At 45.2% G+C, this 20,501-nt stretch carries 22 protein-coding genes; all 22 read left to right on the top strand.

The features are described 5' to 3' along the window. Positions 1-28: 28 nt before the first annotated feature. The 22 genes from sucD to M1K58_RS23680 all read left to right on the top strand — a co-directional run bounded on the left by sucD (position 29) and on the right by M1K58_RS23680 (position 20,464). Positions 29-955, top strand: a complete 927-nt coding sequence (sucD, locus tag M1K58_RS23785) for a succinate--CoA ligase subunit alpha (RefSeq protein ID WP_256761384.1) — start codon at positions 29-31, stop codon at positions 953-955. A gap of 164 nt (positions 956-1,119) precedes the next feature. Then, entirely contained in the window at positions 1,120-2,310 is a 1,191-nt protein-coding gene (gene dprA / locus M1K58_RS23780; RefSeq protein WP_256761383.1) for a DNA-processing protein DprA, read from the top strand. Between the two features lie 58 nt (positions 2,311-2,368). Further along, the gene (gene topA / locus M1K58_RS23775) at positions 2,369-4,465 is read left to right on the top strand and encodes a type I DNA topoisomerase (RefSeq protein ID WP_256761382.1); all 2,097 of its coding nucleotides are present in this window, start codon (positions 2,369-2,371) and stop codon (positions 4,463-4,465) included. Positions 4,466-4,495: 30 nt separating this feature from the next. Beyond that, entirely contained in the window at positions 4,496-5,827 is a 1,332-nt protein-coding gene (gene trmFO / locus M1K58_RS23770; protein WP_256761381.1) for an FADH(2)-oxidizing methylenetetrahydrofolate--tRNA-(uracil(54)-C(5))-methyltransferase TrmFO, read from the top strand. A gap of 98 nt (positions 5,828-5,925) precedes the next feature. Beyond that, the gene (gene hslV / locus M1K58_RS23765) at positions 5,926-6,468 is read left to right on the top strand and encodes an ATP-dependent protease subunit HslV (RefSeq protein ID WP_256761380.1); all 543 of its coding nucleotides are present in this window, start codon (positions 5,926-5,928) and stop codon (positions 6,466-6,468) included. Between the two features lie 29 nt (positions 6,469-6,497). Further along, on the top strand, positions 6,498-7,886 hold the full coding sequence (hslU, locus tag M1K58_RS23760) for an ATP-dependent protease ATPase subunit HslU (RefSeq protein WP_256761379.1): 1,389 nt from the start codon (positions 6,498-6,500) through the stop codon (positions 7,884-7,886). A gap of 78 nt (positions 7,887-7,964) precedes the next feature. Continuing rightward, complete coding sequence (codY, locus tag M1K58_RS23755; RefSeq protein ID WP_256761378.1) at positions 7,965-8,735, top strand: GTP-sensing pleiotropic transcriptional regulator CodY; 771 nt, start codon at positions 7,965-7,967, stop codon at positions 8,733-8,735. Between the two features lie 250 nt (positions 8,736-8,985). Further along, complete coding sequence (gene flgB / locus M1K58_RS23750) at positions 8,986-9,399, top strand: flagellar basal body rod protein FlgB (protein WP_256761377.1); 414 nt, start codon at positions 8,986-8,988, stop codon at positions 9,397-9,399. 3 nt (positions 9,400-9,402) lie between these two features. Beyond that, entirely contained in the window at positions 9,403-9,846 is a 444-nt protein-coding gene (gene flgC, locus M1K58_RS23745; RefSeq protein WP_256761376.1) for a flagellar basal body rod protein FlgC, read from the top strand. Between the two features lie 60 nt (positions 9,847-9,906). Next, on the top strand, positions 9,907-10,206 hold the full coding sequence (gene fliE / locus M1K58_RS23740) for a flagellar hook-basal body complex protein FliE (RefSeq protein WP_256761597.1): 300 nt from the start codon (positions 9,907-9,909) through the stop codon (positions 10,204-10,206). 95 nt (positions 10,207-10,301) lie between these two features. After that, entirely contained in the window at positions 10,302-11,870 is a 1,569-nt protein-coding gene (fliF, locus tag M1K58_RS23735; protein WP_256761375.1) for a flagellar basal-body MS-ring/collar protein FliF, read from the top strand. An 11-nt stretch (positions 11,871-11,881) separates the two neighbouring features. Next, a complete protein-coding gene (fliG, locus tag M1K58_RS23730; protein ID WP_256761596.1) occupies positions 11,882-12,892 on the top strand; it encodes a flagellar motor switch protein FliG in 1,011 nt (336 codons plus the stop codon). After that, positions 12,885-13,727: a FliH/SctL family protein gene (locus M1K58_RS23725; protein WP_256761374.1), complete on the top strand. Its 843-nt coding sequence runs from the start codon at positions 12,885-12,887 to the stop codon at positions 13,725-13,727. The genes fliG and M1K58_RS23725 overlap by 8 nt, the downstream gene beginning before the upstream one ends. Then, on the top strand, positions 13,714-15,033 hold the full coding sequence (fliI, locus tag M1K58_RS23720) for a flagellar protein export ATPase FliI (RefSeq protein ID WP_256761373.1): 1,320 nt from the start codon (positions 13,714-13,716) through the stop codon (positions 15,031-15,033). The genes M1K58_RS23725 and fliI overlap by 14 nt, the downstream gene beginning before the upstream one ends. Positions 15,034-15,045: 12 nt before the next feature. Then, the gene (gene fliJ, locus M1K58_RS23715; RefSeq protein WP_256761372.1) at positions 15,046-15,492 is read left to right on the top strand and encodes a flagellar export protein FliJ; all 447 of its coding nucleotides are present in this window, start codon (positions 15,046-15,048) and stop codon (positions 15,490-15,492) included. Between the two features lie 44 nt (positions 15,493-15,536). After that, the gene (locus M1K58_RS23710) at positions 15,537-16,448 is read left to right on the top strand and encodes a MotE family protein (protein ID WP_256761371.1); all 912 of its coding nucleotides are present in this window, start codon (positions 15,537-15,539) and stop codon (positions 16,446-16,448) included. Positions 16,449-16,486: 38 nt separating this feature from the next. Beyond that, on the top strand, positions 16,487-17,920 hold the full coding sequence (locus M1K58_RS23705; protein ID WP_256761370.1) for a flagellar hook-length control protein FliK: 1,434 nt from the start codon (positions 16,487-16,489) through the stop codon (positions 17,918-17,920). Positions 17,921-17,944: 24 nt separating this feature from the next. Next, a complete protein-coding gene (locus tag M1K58_RS23700; RefSeq protein WP_256761369.1) occupies positions 17,945-18,415 on the top strand; it encodes a flagellar hook capping FlgD N-terminal domain-containing protein in 471 nt (156 codons plus the stop codon). After that, positions 18,408-18,794, top strand: coding sequence for a TIGR02530 family flagellar biosynthesis protein (locus M1K58_RS23695; protein ID WP_256761368.1), 387 nt, complete (start codon positions 18,408-18,410; stop codon positions 18,792-18,794). Before M1K58_RS23700 ends, M1K58_RS23695 begins: the two co-directional genes overlap by 8 nt. 92 nt (positions 18,795-18,886) lie before the next feature. Further along, positions 18,887-19,702, top strand: a complete 816-nt coding sequence (gene flgG / locus M1K58_RS23690) for a flagellar basal body rod protein FlgG (RefSeq protein ID WP_256761367.1) — start codon at positions 18,887-18,889, stop codon at positions 19,700-19,702. A gap of 61 nt (positions 19,703-19,763) precedes the next feature. Beyond that, positions 19,764-19,997: a flagellar FlbD family protein gene (locus M1K58_RS23685; RefSeq protein WP_256761366.1), complete on the top strand. Its 234-nt coding sequence runs from the start codon at positions 19,764-19,766 to the stop codon at positions 19,995-19,997. After that, positions 19,994-20,464: a flagellar basal body-associated FliL family protein gene (locus tag M1K58_RS23680; RefSeq protein WP_256761365.1), complete on the top strand. Its 471-nt coding sequence runs from the start codon at positions 19,994-19,996 to the stop codon at positions 20,462-20,464. Before M1K58_RS23685 ends, M1K58_RS23680 begins: the two co-directional genes overlap by 4 nt. Positions 20,465-20,501: the final 37 nt, after the last annotated feature.

Genomic DNA, 20,501 nt, shown 5'->3' with positions numbered 1-20,501 from the left:
GGGAGAACCTACCGGGGAGTGTGTAATCATGAGTATTTTGATCGATAAAAACACCAAGGTGATCACCCAAGGCATCACGGGCGCAACGGGAAATTTCCACGCCAAGGGTGCACTGGATTATGGTACGCAAATGGTCGGCGGTGTTACACCAGGTAAAGGTGGCACAAACGTAGACTTCAACTTGGAAAATGGCACAACTGTTTCTTTGCCGGTATTTAACACGGTAGTAGAGGCTGTAAACGCAACAGGCGCAACTGCGTCCGTTATCTATGTTGCTCCTCCGTTCGCGGCTGATGCAATCATGGAAGCGGTAGATGCTGAGCTGGATCTTGTCATCTGTATTACGGAAGGAATTCCGGTACTCGACATGGTTAAAGTTATGCGTTTCATGGAAGGTAAGAAAACTCGTTTAATCGGACCGAACTGTCCAGGTGTTATTACACCAGGAGAAATTAAAATCGGCATTATGCCTGGCTATATTCACAAAAAAGGCCATGTAGGTGTCGTTTCACGTTCTGGAACGTTGACTTACGAAGCTGTTCACCAATTGACTTCAAACAACATTGGTCAATCTTCTGCGGTAGGTATCGGTGGAGATCCTGTTAAGGGCTCCGAGTTTATCGATATTCTTAAGCTGTTTAATGATGATCCGGATACGTATGCAGTTATCATGATCGGTGAAATCGGCGGAACTGCAGAAGAAGAAGCTGCTGAGTGGGTTAAAGCGAACATGACGAAACCTGTCGTAGGCTTCATCGGCGGTGCAACCGCTCCTGAAGGTAAACGTATGGGTCATGCTGGCGCAATTATCTCAGGTGGTAAAGGTACAGCAGCTGAGAAAATCTCGGTACTCGAAGCTTGCGGTATCCGCGTTGCTCCGACACCATCCGACATGGGCGCTACTCTTGTAACTGTTCTTGAGGAAAAAGGTTTGCTGGAAAAGTGCAAAGGTTAATGATACAGTAAGCTTCATATAACAATCGCTTAATAGTTCGTTGAGCTATGTATGCGAACTGGCAAGGCAAGCAGCCTTCTGCCCCCTCTAACGAGGGAGTGGAAGGTTTTTTTTGTTTCTTTTTTTGAATTACATACTTGATACGAACAAGGAGTTGCGCCCTTATGATGGACGAGAAAGAGAAGGGGAATAAAAAGGTTAGAACGGTGACGAAGGCTGAAGCTATATCAACCGGCATATCAAGAGAAGTATTGATTGCTTTACATGAAACAGAAGGTGTGGGCAGAATTACTATTGCGACTGTTTTGCTTCGAGGTGTGTCTAAAGGGAATGGATCGTTACTCCATGTGTCCAACTATCTTGCAGGGGATTGGCGCGACTTGGGACTCAGTCCCAGGCAAGCAGCTGCCGTTGTTCTGAATTTGCGTTTGGAAGTTGCTGAACGACGGCGTCGCCGCTATGAAGAAGGGGATATGCGAATCGTTACGTTCTTAGATGACGAGTATCCCGAATTGCTCTATCAGATTTCCGATCCGCCATGGATTCTTTACTACAGAGGGAACTTAGACCTTGTTCGGAACCCAACTATAGCTATTGTGGGAACAAGATTAGCAACCAGCTATGGTCGCAAGGTTACAGAGGATATCGCAGCGGGCTGTGCACAGCGTATGACTGTCGTCAGTGGGTTGGCGAGGGGGATTGATGCAGTAGCGCATTTGGGTGCGTTACACGCGCCATACGGGACGATCGCGGTGTTGGCGGGAGGGGTGGATTTCTGTTATCCACCCGATAACAAGGCACTGTACAAGGAATTGGCCATTTATGGTCTCATTGTTTCCGAAAGTCCGCCTGATACGATTCTCCATCCTGGATTATTTCCTTTGCGTAATCGAATTATAGCGGGTTTGTCCTATGGGGTCATCGTCGTGGAAGCTGCACAGCGAAGTGGAGCATTGATAACGGCTGATTTGGCGCTTGATTATGATCGGGATGTATTTATTGTTCCAGGGCAAATTACCTCTCCACGAAGCAAGGGGGCACTTGAGTACTTTAGAAAAGGTGCAAACCCAGTACTGGATGCATCAGATATTTTTCAAGCCTATGCTTACAGATTGCCCCAAATTTTTACACCGGAATTACGAAGAGATGTAGCCGATGTATTACCCTCGGCGGTGCAAAATTTGACTGGAGACGAGGAAGTGATTTACAATATTTTACTTGATGCACCTTGTACTATAGATGAGCTAACGACGCTTTCTGGGATGACATTTGGACATTTACACTCTGTTCTGCTATCTTTACTAATAAAAAGACGGATTCATCAACAACCCGGTTCTGTATATAATGTCCTTTAATGAAGACATAAGCACATAGGCACGAGGACTTGTCGACCGTAGGAGAGGAGGAATGGGCGTGGCGGATTCACTCGTAATTGTAGAGTCGCCGGCTAAGGCCAAGACGATCGGGAAATATTTGGGAAGTAAATTTATCGTCAAAGCGTCCATGGGGCACATTCGCGATTTACCCAAAAGTCAGATCGGGGTAGAGGTAGAAAATGATTTTGAGCCTAAATACATTACGATTCGCGGTAAGGGCAGCATTCTTAAGGAACTTCGGGATGCCAGCAAAAAAGTAAAAAAAATATATCTAGCAGCCGATCCCGACAGGGAGGGCGAAGCGATCGCGTGGCATTTAGCGCATTATTTGGATATAGATGAAAAGGATGCATGCCGTGTCGTATTTAACGAGATTACGAAGCAAGCTGTAAAGGATGCTTTCAAAAATCCTCGTCCGATCGATATGGATCTCGTTAATGCTCAGCAAGCGAGAAGGGTGCTTGACCGACTTGTTGGATATAAGATCAGTCCCCTATTATGGAAGAAAGTCAAAAAAGGCTTAAGCGCTGGACGTGTTCAGTCCGTTGCCGTTAAGCTGATCCATGACCGCGAGAATGAGATTAATGATTTCATTCCTGAAGAATATTGGAGCATTACCGCACATCTATTGAAAGAAAGTGCGACGTTCGAAGCGAAGTTTCATTCCCTTAATGGGGTGAAAAAGGAACTGAATAGTGAAGCGGATGTTAATGAAGTGCTCGCTCTTATGGGCAGTGAAGATTTTGTTGTGGGAGAAGTGAAGGAGAAGGAGCGTTTACGTAATCCATCGCCACCGTTCATCACAAGTTCCTTGCAACAGGAAGCTGCACGTAAGCTTAATTTCCGTGCCTCTAAGACGATGCAAATCGCGCAACAGCTTTATGAAGGTGTGGATCTGGGTAAAGAGGGCACAGTTGGTCTTATTACTTATATGCGTACGGATTCGACTCGCATTTCTCCTGTTGCACAGGAAGAAGCTAAGGAATATATTGACGGAAAGTACGGCAGTAAGTTTTTGCCGGAAACCCCGCGTATATATACGAAGAAAAATGCTAATGCTCAAGACGCGCATGAAGCGATTCGTCCGACCTCCGTTCTTCGCGACCCAGATTCGGTGAAAGCATTTACTTCTAAAGATCAGTTTAGATTGTATAAATTAGTATGGGAACGTTTTGTTGCTAGTCAGATGTCATCAGCGGTGCTAGATACGATGACCATAGATTTAGGTAATGGACCGGTTTCTTTCAGGGCTAATGGTTCGAAGCTTAAATTTGCTGGTTTCATGAAGGTGTATGTTGAAGGTAATGACGATGGAACGACCGATGAAGATCGTCTACTTCCGGCGCTTGTTGCGGGGGATAAAGTCAATTCGAAGCAAATTGAGCCCAAACAGCACTTTACGCAGCCGCCTCCACGTTATACGGAAGCAAGGCTTGTTAGAATGCTTGAAGAGCTCGGAATTGGACGTCCAAGCACTTACGCGCCAACGTTAGAGACGATTCAAAAAAGAAATTATGTGGCGATGGAAGAGAAGAAATTTATTCCGACAGAGCTTGGAGATCTTGTTATTCAGCTCATGGAAGAGTTCTTCCCGGAAATTCTGGATGCTGAGTTTACTGCAAACATGGAAGGTAATTTAGACCATGTAGAGGAAGGAACTCAGGATTGGGTTAGTGTCATTGGAGATTTCTATAAATCATTCGAGGTTAGACTTAATTATGCCGAAGAAGAGATGAAAGAAATCGAAATCAAAGACGAGCCATCTGACGAAGTTTGCGATAAATGCGAAAGTCCAATGGTATATAAGATGGGACGCTTCGGTAAGTTCCTTGCCTGTTCAGGCTTTCCGAATTGTCGGAATACAAAACCGATCATTAAAGATACAGGTGTCCATTGTCCTAAATGCGCCGAAGGACAAATTGTCGAGCGTAGGAGCAAGAAGGGTCGTATGTTCTACGGATGTAACCTTTATCCGGGCTGCGATTATGTATCTTGGGATAAGCCCGTCGCGAAGCCATGTCCAAGCTGTGGCAGCATGATGATAGAGAAGCGTGTAAAAGGTGAAGTTCAATATCATTGTACGGTTTGTACTCACTCAGAAAATGTTGAGGACAATGAAGAAGCTGCAGAATAAGGGTTATAAATGGTTAGGAGGTTAATTGTTTTGAAAGAAGTTCAGTCCGTAACGGTTATCGGAGCTGGTCTTGCCGGCAGTGAAGCTGCTTGGCAAATCGCCAAGCAGGGAGTTCCCGTTACTTTATATGAAATGCGTCCGGTAAAGCAGACGCCTGCCCATCACACGGAAGGATTTGCGGAGTTAGTTTGTAGTAATAGTCTGAGAGCTAATGGTTTGGCTAATGCGGTTGGTGTACTTAAAGAAGAGATGAGAAGATTGGATTCCCTTATCCTATCTTGTGCAGATTTGCATGCCGTACCTGCCGGAGGAGCACTAGCAGTAGACCGCGATGGCTTTTCCGGAGAAGTGACCTCGCGGTTGAGGGAGCACCCACTCATTACGGTGAAAAATGAAGAGGTTACAGAAATTCCGACTGAGGGGATCGTCGTAATCGCGACGGGGCCACTTACCTCCCTTGGGCTTTCGGAAAGCATTAAACAGCTCATGGGAGAAGAGTACTTCTACTTTTTCGATGCTGCTGCTCCGATCATTGAGAAGGACTCTATCGATTTAGATAAGGTTTTCTTGGCTTCCCGATACGATAAGGGAGAAGCTGCTTACTTGAACTGTCCAATGACGGAAGCGGAATTCGATGTATTCTACGAAGCGCTGACGACAGCAGAAACTGCAGAGGTCAAAGACTTCGAGAAGGATATGTACTTCGAAGGCTGCATGCCAATCGAGGTAATGGCAAAGCGTGGAAAGCAGACCGTGCTTTTTGGTCCGATGAAGCCAGTAGGTTTAATCGATCCTCGTACCGAAGCGATATCGCATGGAGTCATACAATTACGCCAAGACAATGCAGCAGGAACCTTATATAATATGGTCGGATTTCAAACCCACTTGAAGTGGGGAGAGCAGAAAAGAGTTTTTTCCTTAATTCCGGGTCTCGAGAACGCTGAATTTGTTCGCTACGGGGTTATGCATCGGAATACATTCATTAATTCACCTAAGCTACTCCATCCTACTTATCAATTCCGCGGGAGAGAGACTTTGTTTTTCGCTGGTCAAATGACTGGGGTAGAAGGTTACGTGGAATCAGCTGCTTCTGGCTTGGTTGCAGGGCTGAATGCGGGAAGATTTGCAAAAGGGCTAGAGCTACTGATACTTCCTGAACATACGACTCTGGGGAGTATGGCCAACTATATTACGACGGCGGACTTCAAGCATTTTCAACCAATGAATGCGAATTTTGGACTTTTCCCACCGCTAGGACATCGAGTTCGAAGCAAGAAAGAGAAAAACGAAGCAATCGCGGCGAGAGCACTTGAAAGCATCGACGCGCTTAGTAATGAAATTAAGCAAAGTTCTGGTTTGTAACCAATTGAGCAGCGGCAGCGTATATCTCATTAGCCGCTGCTTTTGCTAATTAAAATTCGAGTAACCAATTTAATCCGAATAATAGGGAGGATCAGCCCATGGATATGAGCTTTCATGCAACGACGATATGTGCGGTTCGCCATAATGGGAAAGGCGCTATTGCAGGAGATGGACAGGTAACGTTCGGGAATAGCATGGTCATGAAAAATACAGCGAAAAAAGTTCGCAGGCTTTACCGTAACCAAGTTGTTGCAGGCTTCGCGGGTTCAGTTGCGGATGCGATCACACTATTCGAGAAGTTTGAAGGAAAGCTGGAGGAGCATCATGGTAACCTGCAACGTGCTGCGGTGGAGTTAGCTAAGGATTGGCGATCTGATCGGGTGCTACGCCGTCTGGAAGCGATGATGATCGTTGTGGATGCCACAGGCATGCTGCTGTTGTCCGGTAACGGTGAAGTTATTGAGCCTGATGATGGTATATTAGCGATTGGCTCTGGGGGCAGCTTTGCTCTCGCAGCAGCAAGAGCACTTATGCGCCATGCACCTGCAATGGAAGCGAAGGATATCGCCCGCGCCGCGCTTGAAACGGCTTCAGAAATTTGTGTGTTCACAAATAATAACTTGGTCGTTGAGGAGATATGATGATAAAACTCAATAAGGGAGAGGATCGTATGAACGGTTCACTGACGCCCCGCCAAATTGTATCAGAGCTTGATAAGTACATCGTCGGACAAAAGCCTGCAAAGCGCTCAGTGGCAGTCGCCTTGCGTAATCGCTATCGCCGCAGTCTTTTGTCGGAGGATATTCGGGATGAGATCGTCCCAAAAAATATATTAATGATCGGACCGACTGGGGTCGGGAAGACAGAAATCGCTCGTAGACTCGCGAAGCTCGTTCATGCGCCGTTTATTAAAGTTGAAGCAACAAAGTTTACGGAAGTTGGATATGTAGGCAGAGATGTCGAGTCTATGGTTCGAGATTTGGTTGAGACAGCCATTCGTATGGTCAAGGAAGAGCGGATGGAGAAAGTGAAGGATAAAGCTGAGAAGGCAGCGAACGAGCGTCTAGCAGCGCTGTTAGTTCCAGCCCCTGAGAAGCCTAAATCACAGAAAAACCCCCTTGAAATGTTGTTTGGGGGGATAAGCACGCCTAGCGATGAGCCAGAGCCTGTCGATGCAGCAGTACATGAAAAAAGACGTGATATGAAAGCTAAGCTTGATGCGGGTCAGTTGGAAAACGAGATTATTGAAATTGATGTCGAAGATAATTCACCTAACATGCTGGATATGCTTGGTGGTCCCGGTCAAGATCAGATGGGGAACATGCAGGAAATGTTGGGCCAGTTTCTTCCTAAACGACGTAAGAAACGTCGGTTAAGCGTAAAGGAAGCTCGGAAAGTGCTCATTTCTGAAGAAGCAACAAAACTGATCGATATGGATGATGTCATTTCTGAATCAGTGAAACGTGCGGAGCAATCCGGCATTATCTTTATAGACGAGATCGATAAGATCGCAAGCCAAGGACGCGGCCAGGGGCCTGATGTGTCTCGTGAAGGTGTACAGAGAGATATTCTACCTATCGTCGAAGGCTCGACGGTTATGACCAAGTATGGACCTGTTAAAACGGATTACGTGCTCTTTATGGCAGCTGGAGCTTTCCATATGGCTAAACCTTCCGATTTGATTCCAGAGCTTCAAGGTCGATTCCCAATTCGGGTAGAGCTCAGTAGCTTAACAGATGAGGATTTTGTAAGAATTCTCACAGAGCCTGAAAATGCTCTGACGAAACAATATACAGCTCTTCTCCAGACGGAAGGTATCCAAGTCACCTTTACAGCTCCGGCTATTTCCGAGCTTGCCCGAATGGCGCAAGAGGTTAATCATAATACGGAAAATATCGGGGCGCGTAGGCTTCATACGCTACTGGAGAAGTTGCTGGAGGATTTATCCTTTGAGGCTCCAGAGCTGCAGCTTGAAGAGATGCAAATTACACCTGAATATGTCCGAGAAAAGCTAGCCTCTATTGCAAGCGATCGCGATTTGAGTCAATATATTTTATAATACAAACCTATGATGCCGTCCTTTAGAGGGCGGCATATCCGCATGGCTTGTTTGACGTATTAGGAGGATATTCATATCATGACGCTGTTGATGAAAACCCGGACGCTAAACAAATTGTTGCAAGAAGCAGCGGGCAAGCCGTTGAGTTTCCGTGAGATGGCGGAAGGACTACGGGAAACGATGCAATGCAATGTTTTTGTCCTCAGTAGACGAGGGAAGGTTCTTGGTTTGGCTCATTCTGCTGATTTCTCTGAAATGTGGTTACGCAGGGAGCAAGCAGATGAATTAAGATTTCCACTAGAGACAAATGAACAGCTTTTGCGTATCTCGGAGACGGCTGCGAATATCGCGGCACATGAGGAAATTTTAATTCCATTAAAATCAGCTTTCGAGAATGGAATCGTAACGATAGTTCCAATAATCGGAGGCGGAGAGAGACTTGGCACTTTAGTCCTATCTCGCAATAATGAATCTTTTGGCGATGATGATCTGATTTTGGCTGAATACGGTTCTACGATTATAGGAATGGAGATCTTGAGAGAAAGACTGGAGGAGAGGGAGGCCGAAGCGAGGAGCAAAGCGATTGTCTCCGTCGCTGTCAACTCTCTCTCGTTTAGTGAAATGGAAGCGGTTGAGCATATTTTTGAGGAACTAGAAGGGAAAGAGGGGCTTCTAGTCGCTTCTAAAATTGCGGACCGTGCGGGGATCACTCGTTCTGTAATTGTTAATGCTTTAAGAAAATTAGAAAGTGCCGGAGTTATTGAAACGAGATCACTAGGAATGAAGGGCACCTATATTCGTATTCTAAATGCTCAATTACTTCAAGAACTTGAGTATCGTAAAAGTTAAATAGCTCCAACATAAACGAATGGTAAGCTCTATCTTTGAAAAAAGATTAGGGCTTTTTTCTTATTGTAATAGGACTCTATGTCATAGATGATGTTGTTAGAATTTTTTAATCTGTCGTAACTTGCTGTTTTTTTTGTAGAAATAACTAAAAATGTGTCATATCAAGCAGGAATATGAGTTCTTAACGTGGAATTACAGTTTGACGTAACATGAATAAATTCTCATGTACAAGCGAAGAGAGGCGACAGGGATGGAAATATTAGGGGGCGCTGCATTTCAACGCTTGGAAAACGGAATTCATGCCGCAGCGATGCGACATAGAATAATAGCCAACAATATTGCGAATGAGGACACGCCGTATTACAAGAGATCTGATGTTGCTTTTGAAGAATTATTGTCGCAAGCCATTGGTACACAACGTACAAAGAGTCTTGCAGGCAGAATGACGGATACTCGTCATATTCCTATTAATGCTTCCTATCCATCCCCTTCTCCACGGGTGGTTACGGATGAGTCGACAGCGATTAATAATAATCGTAATAATGTTGATATTGACAAAGAAATGGCTTTACAAGCAGAAAATCAGCTTCGGTATAACCTTCTCAGTCAGCAGTTTAGCCATGAGGCGAAGATGATGAGAATCGGTATTCAAGGGAGTGCTTAACGGATGAGACTTGAAGGATTCGATGCTAGTGCCTCAGCATTGACGGCACAACGGCTTAGGATGGACGTGATTTCAGCGAACATCGCCAATGCTGAAACGACGCGTGCAGGATATGTAAACGGACAGTTCGTCCCCTACAGACGCAAGATGGTCGTCATGGAGGCAGTACAGCCGAGGTTTCAAGACGTATTAAGTCAGAAGATGAATGGTTCTTCCGCACAAGGGGTGCAGGTAACAGCCATTAAAGAGGATTCAACACCGTTTAAGCAGGTGTATAATCCAACACATCCCGACGCTGATGCGAACGGGATGGTCTATATGCCAAATGTAGACATGCTGAAGGAACAGGTTGATCTACTTGCCGCATCTCGTTCCTATGAGGCGAACGTAACAGCTCTCAATGCTAGGAAAGCAATGTTCATGAAGGCATTGGAGATGGGACGCTAATTCCGATCTGATGTACCTAAGACGATCGGATGAAGAAGATGAAAAAGGGGTGTTAGCTTGATTACAAATTCGATTGCTCCTGTTGGTCTTATCCCAAACATAAGTACGGTTGTTCAAACTAAAGCGACTCCCGCAGAAGCAACGGAAAGCTTCGCAACGTTTCTTAAGGGTGCTTTAGATGGTGTAGCTGCGCAAGAGCAAAATGTACATAAGGTAAACGATCAATTTCTTATCGGAGCAGTTGATGAGAATAAAGTATTGATCGCAACGACACAGGCTGAATTGAGTCTCGCTTTAACCGGACAGGTTCGAAACAAGATTATTGAAGCCTATCAAGAAATTATGAGAATGCAGATGTAGCCTATTCGTACTAAACAGCATAGCAATAACACGGCAAGCTAGAAGAGGATTCGCTCCTCTTCTCTTGCAGTGCCAACCGCAGGTGAGGTGAAATCGTGAACGAGAAGTGGGCACAGGTTCGAGAAAAGTTACTCGGTTTCTGGAACCAATATAGCAAAGCACAAAAGTGGGTTCTCGCCTCAACAGCTGCCTTGTTACTTTTTGCAATTATTTTATTGACGTATTTGTTCACAAGAACCGAGTACGAGCTAGCATTCCAGAATTTAGACAGCTCAGATGCAGCGGCTATCATTGAATATTTGGATGGTAACGGTATCGGATATAAGTTGAGCGATGCAGGAACTAGCATTTCTGTCCCAAGTGCTTCGTCATCGAAGGTGAAAGTTGATGTTGGTTCACAAGGTTTAGTGCAGAATGGTTCAATCGGATTTCCTGAATTAAGTAAATCCTCTTCGGCCATCGGTACGACAGATCAGGAATTTAAAGTAAAGTTCCGTAATGCGATGAATGGTGAAATCCAACAATTGCTCTTGAGCAAGCAAGGGATATCTAAAGTAAAAGCTATTGTGACTCTGCCTGAGGATTCCGTCTTCCTCAACGAGTCCGATAAGGACAAAGCGATTGCAGCTGTCGTTATGACTTTCAAACCGGGATTCCGACCGAAGCAAGAAGAAGTGGATAGCTACTATAATCTCGTTAAATCTGCTGTTCCTAACTTAGATATTAAAGACATTACGATTAGCAGTAGTACGGGGGATTTAACTCCGTCATCCCAGCTTGGTGGTGGATCGGCTCTAGGCGGGGCACTCTATGAAACTCAGTTTGCTATCCAGACTGAATTTGAGAATACGCTAAAGAGAAATATTCAACAATTCCTCAATCCAATCGTTGGAATGGATAATATGGTCGTTAGCGTTGTTTCTGCTTTGAATTTTGATAAAAAAAATTCAGTTGAAAGTCTTGTACAGCCTTTACCGGACAACGACAACAAAGGGATCGAAATTAGCCGTGAGGAAACGAATGAAACCTACCAAGGACAAGATGGGCAATCAAGTGGGGTCGCGGGTACAGGGGAGACGGATATTTCCAATTACCCTTCGGCAGGCAGCTCTGGCTCAACGACTTCTGAGAAAGTCCACAGTATCGTAAACTTTGAAGTTAATCGCACTACTAATAATATCGACTACGCTCCATATAAAGTGAAGGACTTATCGATAAATGTTGGTGTAAATTCCGAAAACATGACACCTGAGAAGTTAGCGGAAATTCAAGGTGTACTTCTTAGAAGTGCAAGAGTTCTCCTAGCTGAATCCGGATTGGATTTATCAGATGAAGCTTTGACACAGCGTGTCTCCGTGCTCTCGCAATCTTTTGCAGGTACTGATGTATCAGGTGGTGGCGCATCGGCTTCTACTTATTGGTTAGCTGGTGCTGGGCTACTCGCGTTGGCATTGATCGGTGGAGGCGGATACTATGTGTACCGTCGTCGTAAAGCTGCACAGGAAGCAGCAGAGCTTGAAGCAATGACGCAAGTTCAAATGCCTACAATCGATATTGATAGTGTTGCTAGTGAGAGTCAGGTTCGTAAACAGTTGGAAAGCTTAGCTAAACGTAAGCCGGACGAATTCGTCAATCTTCTCCGGACATGGCTAGTGGATGAATAGAGGTGGCAGTGGTGGCGAAGGGGATTCATTTGTCGGGTAGGCAAAAAGCAGCCATTCTCCTCATCACCCTCGGACCTGAAGTGTCCGCGCAAGTGTTCAAGCACTTGCGAGATGATGAGATTGAACAGCTTACGCTGGAAATCGCAAACGTGCGTAAGGTCGACAGCGGCGAAAAAGAAATGATTCTTAGCGAGTTTCATCAAATCTGTGTCGCGCAGGAATATATCACACAAGGTGGTATTACTTACGCGAAGGAGATACTTGAGAAAGCACTCGGTAGTCAGCGGGCGCTGGATATTCTTAATCGTTTGACAGCAACATTGCAAGTGCGTCCGTTTGATTTTGCTCGTAAAGCAGAACCATCGCAGATCCTCAACTTTATCCAGAATGAGAATTCGCAAACGATCGCATTAGTACTTTCTTACTTACAGCCGGAGCAGTCGTCTGCAGTACTTTCCTCCCTTCCTCAAGAGAAGCAAGCTGAAGTAGCTCGTAGAATTGCATTGATGGACAGTACTTCACCGGATGTTATTGCACAGGTAGAAAGAGTGCTTGAGCAAAAATTGTCCTCAACGGTAACTCAGGACTATACGAATGCTGGTGGTATCGAGGCTATTGTTCACATCTTGAACGGAGTAGACCGTGGTACGGAACGTACGATTTTGGATTCCTTGGAAATTCAAGATCCAGAGCTGGCGGAGGAAATCAAGAAGCGGATGTTCGTATTCGAGGATATCGTCAATTTGGACAACAGAGCCATACAACGTATCATTCGCGACATCGAGAACGCAGATCTCCAATTGGCGCTTAAAGTGGCCAGTGAAGAAGTTAGGGAATCGATCTTCCGGAATATGTCGAAGCGGATGGCCGAGACTTTCAAGGAAGAGATGGAATACATGGGTCCTGTGCGACTTCGCGATGTCGAGGAAGCTCAGACACGCATCGTAGCCACGATCCGCAGATTGGAAGAAGCCGGAGAGATCATCATTGCTCGTGGCGGAGGAGACGATATTATTGTCTAATCTCATCAAATCCTCTCATGTTGTCTCGCTAGAAGATTTAAAGAGGTTGGAGCTTATCCAAAGATTCACGCCAAATCCGCAAAATATTTCAGATTCTGATGTCGATAGCGAAGGAAATCAAGCTATTGATGTCGAAACACAATCTTTGAAGGAAACAATTATTGCGGATGCGGAACATACAGCACAACAAATTTTACTTCAAGCACAAGAGGCAGCATCTGAAATTCGTGTAGCCGCACAGCAAGAAATAGAAACATGGTGGCAGTCAAGACGCGAAGAGGATCAGCTTCATCGGGAACAATCGAATCGTGAAGGTTACGATGAGGGTTTTCGGGTAGGTGCTGAACAGGCTGAGGAAGAGCTTACTCATCAATGGGAAGCTCGTCTTAAAGAAGCTCATTCAATTGTTGAACAAGCCTATGTGACTAAGGAAGCTATCATTACAGATGGCGAATCGTTCCTTGTTGAGCTTAGCTGTTCTATCGCAGAGAAGATTGTTAACCGTAAGCTGTCTAAAGCTCCGGAAATGTCTATGAAGCTGTATGCAAAAGCTCTTGAAAGACGAACAGAGCAAGGTGTTATCGTACTCTGTGTTGCTCCTTCTCAATTTGCTTATGTACAAGCTGCGCGCGATGAACTTATTGTTGCTTTGGATGCCCAAGCTGAATTACAAATCGTACCGGATTCAACGATTAAAGATGGCGGATGCATCGTTCGGTCAGCATTCGGAAGCATTGATGCACGTGTCGACACTCAACTGACAGCTATCCGAGAACAGTTGCTTAAGGTTGCTGCTCATCGAGGTGAGGAGGGTAACCGAGATGCCGCTCCTTGATATTAATCGTTATACAGAAACACTTGATAACATGGATCCCTTACGGGTCAATGGTAAAGTCATTCAAATTATTGGATTAACAGTAGAATCTGAAGGACCGGATGCTAGTATCGGCGATGTGTGCTCCATATATCCGATGAAAAGCGGTAAGCCCGTTCTAGCGGAGGTCGTTGGTTTCCGTAACAATCGGGTTCTGCTAATGCCACTTGGTGATCTTCATTCTGTTGGTCCAGGCTGTGATGTTGTTGCAACAGGAGGTCCATTGACCGTTCAAGTTGGCTCTGAGCTGCTTGGGAAGGTGTTGGATGGTTTGGGAAAACCGCTTGACGGCTCTAACTTACCAGTACGTATGCCTCACTATTCAACGCACAATACGCCAGGTAATCCTCTTAAACGGCCTAGGGTGCTAACGCCTCTTGGCGTTGGAGTTAGGGCGATAGATGGTTTACTTACGGTTGGTCAAGGGCAACGGGTTGGGATTTTTGCCGGATCAGGTGTAGGTAAAAGTACGCTGCTAGGCATGGTTGCCCGAAATACTTCGGCAGATGTTAACGTTATTGCTTTAATCGGAGAACGGGGACGAGAGGTTCTGGAGTTTGTTGAGAAGGATCTAGGACCAGAAGGACTTGCTCGTTCGGTTGTAATCGTAGCAACGTCGGACCAACCGGCTCTTGTTAGGATCAAGGGCGCGCTTATTGCGACGACAATTGCTGAGTATTTCCGAGACAGAGGACTGAATGTCATGATGATGATGGATTCAGTTACTCGGTACGCTATGGCCATGCGTGAGGTAGGCTTGGCCATTGGTGAACCTCCGGCAACACGTGGTTATACACCTTCGGTATTTGCTGCACTTCCCAAACTGTTGGAGAGAGCCGGAACAGGACCTAAAGGATCCATTACAGCTTTCTATACAGTGCTTGTTGACGGTGATGATATGAACGAACCTATTGCCGATGCTGTTCGAGGTATATTGGATGGGCATATCGTGCTTCATCGTAATCTGGCGAATAAAGGTCATTTTCCGGCGATAGACATTCTTTCAAGTGTTAGCCGTGTAATGAACGATATTATCAGTGAGGACCAGCAAGGGGCAGCAGAGCAATTGAAGAAACTACTTGCCATTTATCGTGATTCCGAGGATTTAATTAATATTGGAGCTTATCAACGGGGCTCAAATGCGGAAATTGATAAAGCCATTCAATATTACGATCTTATTCGAACGTACACGCAACAGCGTACGAATGAAAAGGTTACACTTCAGGAAGCGCAAGAACGATTGATCATCGATTTCTACAGGAGATGAGAATAGCCGATCATGTCATTCCGATATCATTTGCAGAAGATCGTTGATTTAAAAGGCAGTGAGAAGTCAATGGCTGAATGGGAATATGCCGCGTCGCTTGGGAAGTTACGTAAAGAAGAAGAACATCTTGAGAACTTGAACGAAGAACGTCGAGGCTTGGAACAAGCCTTGCATGAAACCTCGGTAAAGCCAACGCCATTAACGGAACTGTTGATATTTCAGCGATACATCGAAACCGTAGACAAGCGAATTGTACGTCAACATGAAGGTGTACGAACTGCAGAGGTACAGGTTAGAAAACGTCAAGGCCATCTGACAGATAAAATGGTAGACGAAAAAGTATGGCTCAATGCGAGAGATCGTGCACTAGAGCGTTTTAGAAGTGAAAGACTCGCAAAAGAACAAAATGAACTGGATGAAATCGCAATCGTTCGGGCTGCAGCTGCTTCACGCAGGTGAAGTGACTGTGTAAGAACGTATTGCAGGAGAAGGGGGGGAGAATCGTGGCGAGCGCGGATGTGGAAAAGAGTAGTTACAGCGGCTTCGAACGATTTCTCTTTTTTGTTACCCCGATCTTGTTTACCGCAGTATTGTTAGGTGTGCTTTTATTGATGTTCAACTCTGAGTGGAGAAATGCGGCGCTTGAGATCGGGAATAAAATTCCAGTTATTAAGTCCATAGTGCCAGATCCCGCCAAGCCTGCTGAACCTGTAGGTAACTCAGATGAAGAACTTACCGTAAACAACGCCAAAGCAAAGGTAGAGGAGCTAAACGCGCTTCTCGCAGATCGGGAGACATCACTTAAACAAGCTACAGAACAAACCGCACAACAGAAAAAACAAATTGATGAGCTGCAAATTAAAGTTGATCAGTTTACTAAGGAAAATACGGATCAGACGATTACTAGCGACGCTTATCAAGCTCGAATATCTTCCCTAGCCGCAATGTATGGAAAGATGACTCCAAGTAAAGCCGCTCCTATACTAGAAAATATGACTTTAGATGAGTCTGCTCTAGTCATTGGTGAGATGGGCGCGACTGAGCGGGGCAAAGTGCTTGAGCGTATGAATCCGAAAAAGGCAGCAGACGTAACGATGAAATTGAAGGATTCCGATACTGTGGAAAATCGTGAAATCGCTGCTCTACAATCGAGGATTAAAGAGCTTGAGCTCAAACAGGACAAGCAAACCTCTACGCTCGACACCGCAGAGCTTAATGGTACGTTATCAGCAATGAAGCCGCAAAAGGCTGCCGAGCTGTTAATTCAGATGGCTGCATCGAACCAGAGTAAAGTACTGCGTGCATTATCAGTATTAAACGACTCTGCGAGATCTCAGATTTTGGATGAGATGTCTACTCAAAACAAAAAGTTGACAGCAACTTTAGTTAGCAAGCTTATGCCCGCAAATCCATAAGTAAACTTGCGAAATCGATATGAAAGGAGGTGAAAAAAATGAACATGGCCATTTCATCGACACCAGTGACTTCAGGAAAGACTGTTACGGCAACTTCAGGTTCTGTAACCAGTTCCACGTTGGGTGGTGGTTTCGCTGGCGCACTAGTGCAAGCAATCGACGGAAGCAGCAATACCGCAACAACGAACAGTGGCTTGACTTTGCCTAATGGTCTATCTGGTTTACTTGGACAGTTGGGCTTGGACACTTCTGTTGAGCAATCACAAGATTTGCTTGCAATGCTTGCAAACCTAGTAGATCAATTACAGCAGCTAGAAGAAAGCGACACGGCTCTATCCTCTGAATCTATGGATGAATTAGCTGCTTTGTTGGCGGCCTTCCAAGGTGTGTTGCAACAAGTAAACTTGAATTCGTCTATTGGGAATTCAGAGGAAGCTGTGACAACGGAATTAGTGAAGACGGCTACACCAGTACTGGATCCAACCGTCGCTAAACCTGTAGTTAAAGCACTGCGTGAAACTTTGCAGCAGCTCTCTACGGCATTATCGTCGGGTAAAGATGGCGCACAACTTGTGGCTAATTTTATTGGTCAGCTTAAAGCACAACTAGATGCCATTGGGAGTCAAGCTACTAACACTGGTCTAACTAATCAAGCAGTACCAGCTTCTGTTAGTGAAACTAGTAGTCAGTCTGCTACAACTAAAGCTTCTGATAATGGCGTTGCGGTATCGAAAGAGGCAATGACTCAGACAGCGGCAGCAGTAGTTGTACAGGAAACACGTCGACCTATTCAAGCGCTTCGAGAACCTATCTGGCGGTTTAATGTTGTGAACAGCAACGAAGCTGCTGCAACGAACAATAGCCAAACAGCTGTCGTTCCTTCTATTGTTACTACGGAGGAAGCAAGCCAATCAGATTCTCAGCCTGCATGGACGTTTATGCAGAACGACTCATTGGCAAACACCGAATCGGTAAATGGCAAAGCGACAATACCTACACAAGTTCCGGTACAACAGTTTGCGGAGCAGATGAGTAAGTTCCTAATTAAACAATTTCAATTAACACAAGGAAATGGAACCTCTGAAGCAAAGCTAACACTAACGCCTGAACATCTAGGTCAAGTCGATATTCGAATTGTTATGCATAACGGTCAATTAACTGCTCAGTTTATGACTGATAATTTAATGGCACGGGATCTCCTTGAAAACCAAATGTCACAATTGAGATCAGCATTGAGCAGTCAGGGTCTCCAGGTAGAACGACTTGAGGTCGTTCAGCAACCAGCGGCTAACGCAAGCACTACGTTTATGCATCAAGAGCAACGGCAGTCCAACTCTGGCAACGGTACCGGCTCTAATGGTAACAGCAACGGGGATTCTTACGAAGACCCGGCAGTATTTGCGGCTGAGCTTGAGCGAAATTCGTCCTTGAAGGAATTCGGTTACGGAAGCTCAATTAACGTCACAGCGTAATACCGGTTAAAGGAGGTGAATCCTGTGGCAGATAATATTAGCACCAAAAATATTTGGCCTTATTATTCTTCACAAAATGTACAAACGGCAGCAAGAAAACCAGTAACGGAGCTGGGTAAAGATCAGTTTCTCCAAATCTTAGTCACGCAACTGCGTAACCAAGATCCAATGCAGCCGATGCAGGACAAAGAGTTTATCGCTCAAATGGCGCAATTCTCGTCGTTGGAGCAGATGATGTCCATGTCTAAGGAAGTGACTTCACTTAGACAGTCCGCAGGTATGGCAACCGGTCTGATCGGCAAGGAAATTTCGTGGCTTGCTCAAAATGAAACAAAAACGGAAGTCGTTGAATATTTTGGAACCGTTTCTTCCGTCATTTGGAAAGATGGTGTTCAGTACGCCAAGGTGGGGGAAGCAACAGTTCCTATTGATGAGGTTATTAGTATCTCTGAACCTACTGAGGACAGTGATACGGAGGTGGCTGAAGGTGAGTGATCGGATGCTCGTTGGACATTTATCTACGGGACGTACGGCACCCATTCAAGGCAACCACAATGTAGATCGGAATAAGCTTCAAGAACACACGATTTCGTTCCGTGATGTACTTAGCCAACACCAACAGTTGAAATTCAGTCATCACGCCGAGCAGCGTTTGCAACAAAGAGGCATTGAGTTATTACCGGATCAAATTAATCGCATCGCAAATGCAGTGGACCAGGCAGCTGCGAAAGGTGCAAAGGATTCGTTAGTGTTATTCCAGGACATTGCTATGATTGTCAATGTGCCGAATCGAACCGTCGTTACTGCGATGGATGGAAATTCGATGAGAGAACATATCTTCACGCAAATCGATAGTGCCGTCGTCGTCAGCTAATTGTATGATCGGGCTGGTCCTGCCAAGGAAGCCCAAAGCCGCCGACCGATTGAAGCGGCTCTAATCCACCCATTAATGGAGGTAGGCAATTCATGTTACGTTCAATGTACTCTGGTGTTTCTGGTATGCGTGGATTTCAAACGAAGCTTGACGTTATTGGTAACAATATCGCTAACGTCAACACTGTAGGTTTCAAAGCTGGACGTGTTATGTTCAAGGACATCATGAGCCAAACGATGTCAGGAGTAACGGCACCAGTTGAAGGAGAATCAGGCGGTGTCAACGCTAAGCAAGTAGGTTTGGGTGTGTCTGTAGCTTCTATTGATACGCTGCACACGGCTGGTAGTGCAATGACGACAGGTGTTCAAACTGATCTTCGTATTGATGGTGATGGATTCTTCGTTGTTAGTCCAGGTGCTGACGGTCCGAACTATTTAACTCGTGCGGGTAACTTTATACTAGATGCTAACCGCCAATTGGTTAATGCTGACGGAATGTTTGTACGCTCTGTAGATGGAGACATAATTACTCTCGAAGCGGAGGTCAAAGCGTTCTCGATCTCTCAAACTGGGGAAATTATCTCTATTGATGCAGAAGGACTTTCGACAGCTACTGGGGTGTTTGTTGGAGTAGCTGTGGTTTCAAATCCTAGCGGCCTTGAGAAAGTTGGAGGCAATCTGTATCGTATGACTCCTAATGCAGACGCGGAAGAGTTAGTTATTGGTACGGCTGGTGATCCTGAAACAGGAGCAGGTGCTATTGTAACAGGTCAGCTTGAAATGTCTAATGTAGATTTGACGAATGAGTTCACGGAAATGATCGTCGCTCAACGCGGTTTCCAAGCGAACTCCAGAATCATCACAACATCAGATGAAATTCTACAAGAAGTAGTTAACTTGAAACGGTAATTGATTCTCCTGCCTCGGGAGGGCACAGCCCTCCCCATGGCAGCTTAGGGGGGGCCCTGTAATGATAAGCTTGACTCGCCTTAATGGCAGCAAATTTCACATTAACGCTTTATTGATTGAAACAGTGGAAGACACACCGGACACGATTATTACGCTTACGACAGGAAAGAAGTTTATTGTTATCGAAAATTCTTCGGATGTAATCCGGGCGACCCGGCATTACTTACGCAGTATCGGCGTGTTAGCGGCTGTTACAGGTCCAACTGACACGCAATCGGAGGGAGCTACGTCATGAGAAAATTATTGCCATGGCTCGTTTCGCTATTATTAGCGATTTCATTGATCGTTGTTGTTGCTTTTTACTTTGCAAACGATTTGTTTGGGGATAAGAAAGCAAGCGATCCAGTGGAAGTTGCTGGTGATGTAAAAATTGAGCCGATATCTGCGGATGAGTTGGTAAAAGTCACATCCGAATTAATTGATATCAGAACTAACCTTGCGGACACAGATTATGTCGTTCAAATCGGATTTTCATTCCAATTTGAAAATGAGAAAGCTAAGGAAGAGTTCGACAAGATCAAGGAAAACCAAGTTCGACCGATCATTAATCGCGCATTATGGGTGATGACCCCTGATGATATGAATGGAACTAAAGGTAAAGATCAGCTTACAGCGGGATTAATTAATTCTATTAACGAAGTATTATCCGATGGAAAGCTGTTGAAGGTAGGAATTAAAGGATTTATCATGACTCCAATCTGATAATGAAAGCCCGTATCTGTAACTATTGTCAGAACAC

The organism is Cohnella sp. WQ 127256, from assembly GCF_024519285.1.
Classification (GTDB): domain Bacteria; phylum Bacillota; class Bacilli; order Paenibacillales; family Paenibacillaceae; genus Cohnella.
This window is presented reverse-complemented; position numbering and strand designations above follow the sequence as displayed.

What these genes read in the sequence shown, in the direction of transcription:
- sucD (WP_256761384.1), top strand. Translation starts at nt 29, where the DNA reads ATGAGTATTTTGATCGATAAAAACACCAAGGTGATCACCCAAGGCATC.
- dprA (WP_256761383.1), top strand. Translation starts at nt 1,120, where the DNA reads ATGATGGACGAGAAAGAGAAGGGGAATAAAAAGGTTAGAACGGTGACG.
- hslV (WP_256761380.1), top strand. Translation starts at nt 5,926, where the DNA reads ATGGATATGAGCTTTCATGCAACGACGATATGTGCGGTTCGCCATAAT.
- hslU (WP_256761379.1), top strand. Translation starts at nt 6,498, where the DNA reads ATGAACGGTTCACTGACGCCCCGCCAAATTGTATCAGAGCTTGATAAG.
- codY (WP_256761378.1), top strand. Translation starts at nt 7,965, where the DNA reads ATGACGCTGTTGATGAAAACCCGGACGCTAAACAAATTGTTGCAAGAA.
- flgB (WP_256761377.1), top strand. Translation starts at nt 8,986, where the DNA reads ATGGAAATATTAGGGGGCGCTGCATTTCAACGCTTGGAAAACGGAATT.
- flgC (WP_256761376.1), top strand. Translation starts at nt 9,403, where the DNA reads ATGAGACTTGAAGGATTCGATGCTAGTGCCTCAGCATTGACGGCACAA.
- fliI (WP_256761373.1), top strand. Translation starts at nt 13,714, where the DNA reads ATGCCGCTCCTTGATATTAATCGTTATACAGAAACACTTGATAACATG.
- fliJ (WP_256761372.1), top strand. Translation starts at nt 15,046, where the DNA reads ATGTCATTCCGATATCATTTGCAGAAGATCGTTGATTTAAAAGGCAGT.
- M1K58_RS23705 (WP_256761370.1), top strand. Translation starts at nt 16,487, where the DNA reads ATGAACATGGCCATTTCATCGACACCAGTGACTTCAGGAAAGACTGTT.
- flgG (WP_256761367.1), top strand. Translation starts at nt 18,887, where the DNA reads ATGTTACGTTCAATGTACTCTGGTGTTTCTGGTATGCGTGGATTTCAA.
- M1K58_RS23685 (WP_256761366.1), top strand. Translation starts at nt 19,764, where the DNA reads ATGATAAGCTTGACTCGCCTTAATGGCAGCAAATTTCACATTAACGCT.
- M1K58_RS23680 (WP_256761365.1), top strand. Translation starts at nt 19,994, where the DNA reads ATGAGAAAATTATTGCCATGGCTCGTTTCGCTATTATTAGCGATTTCA.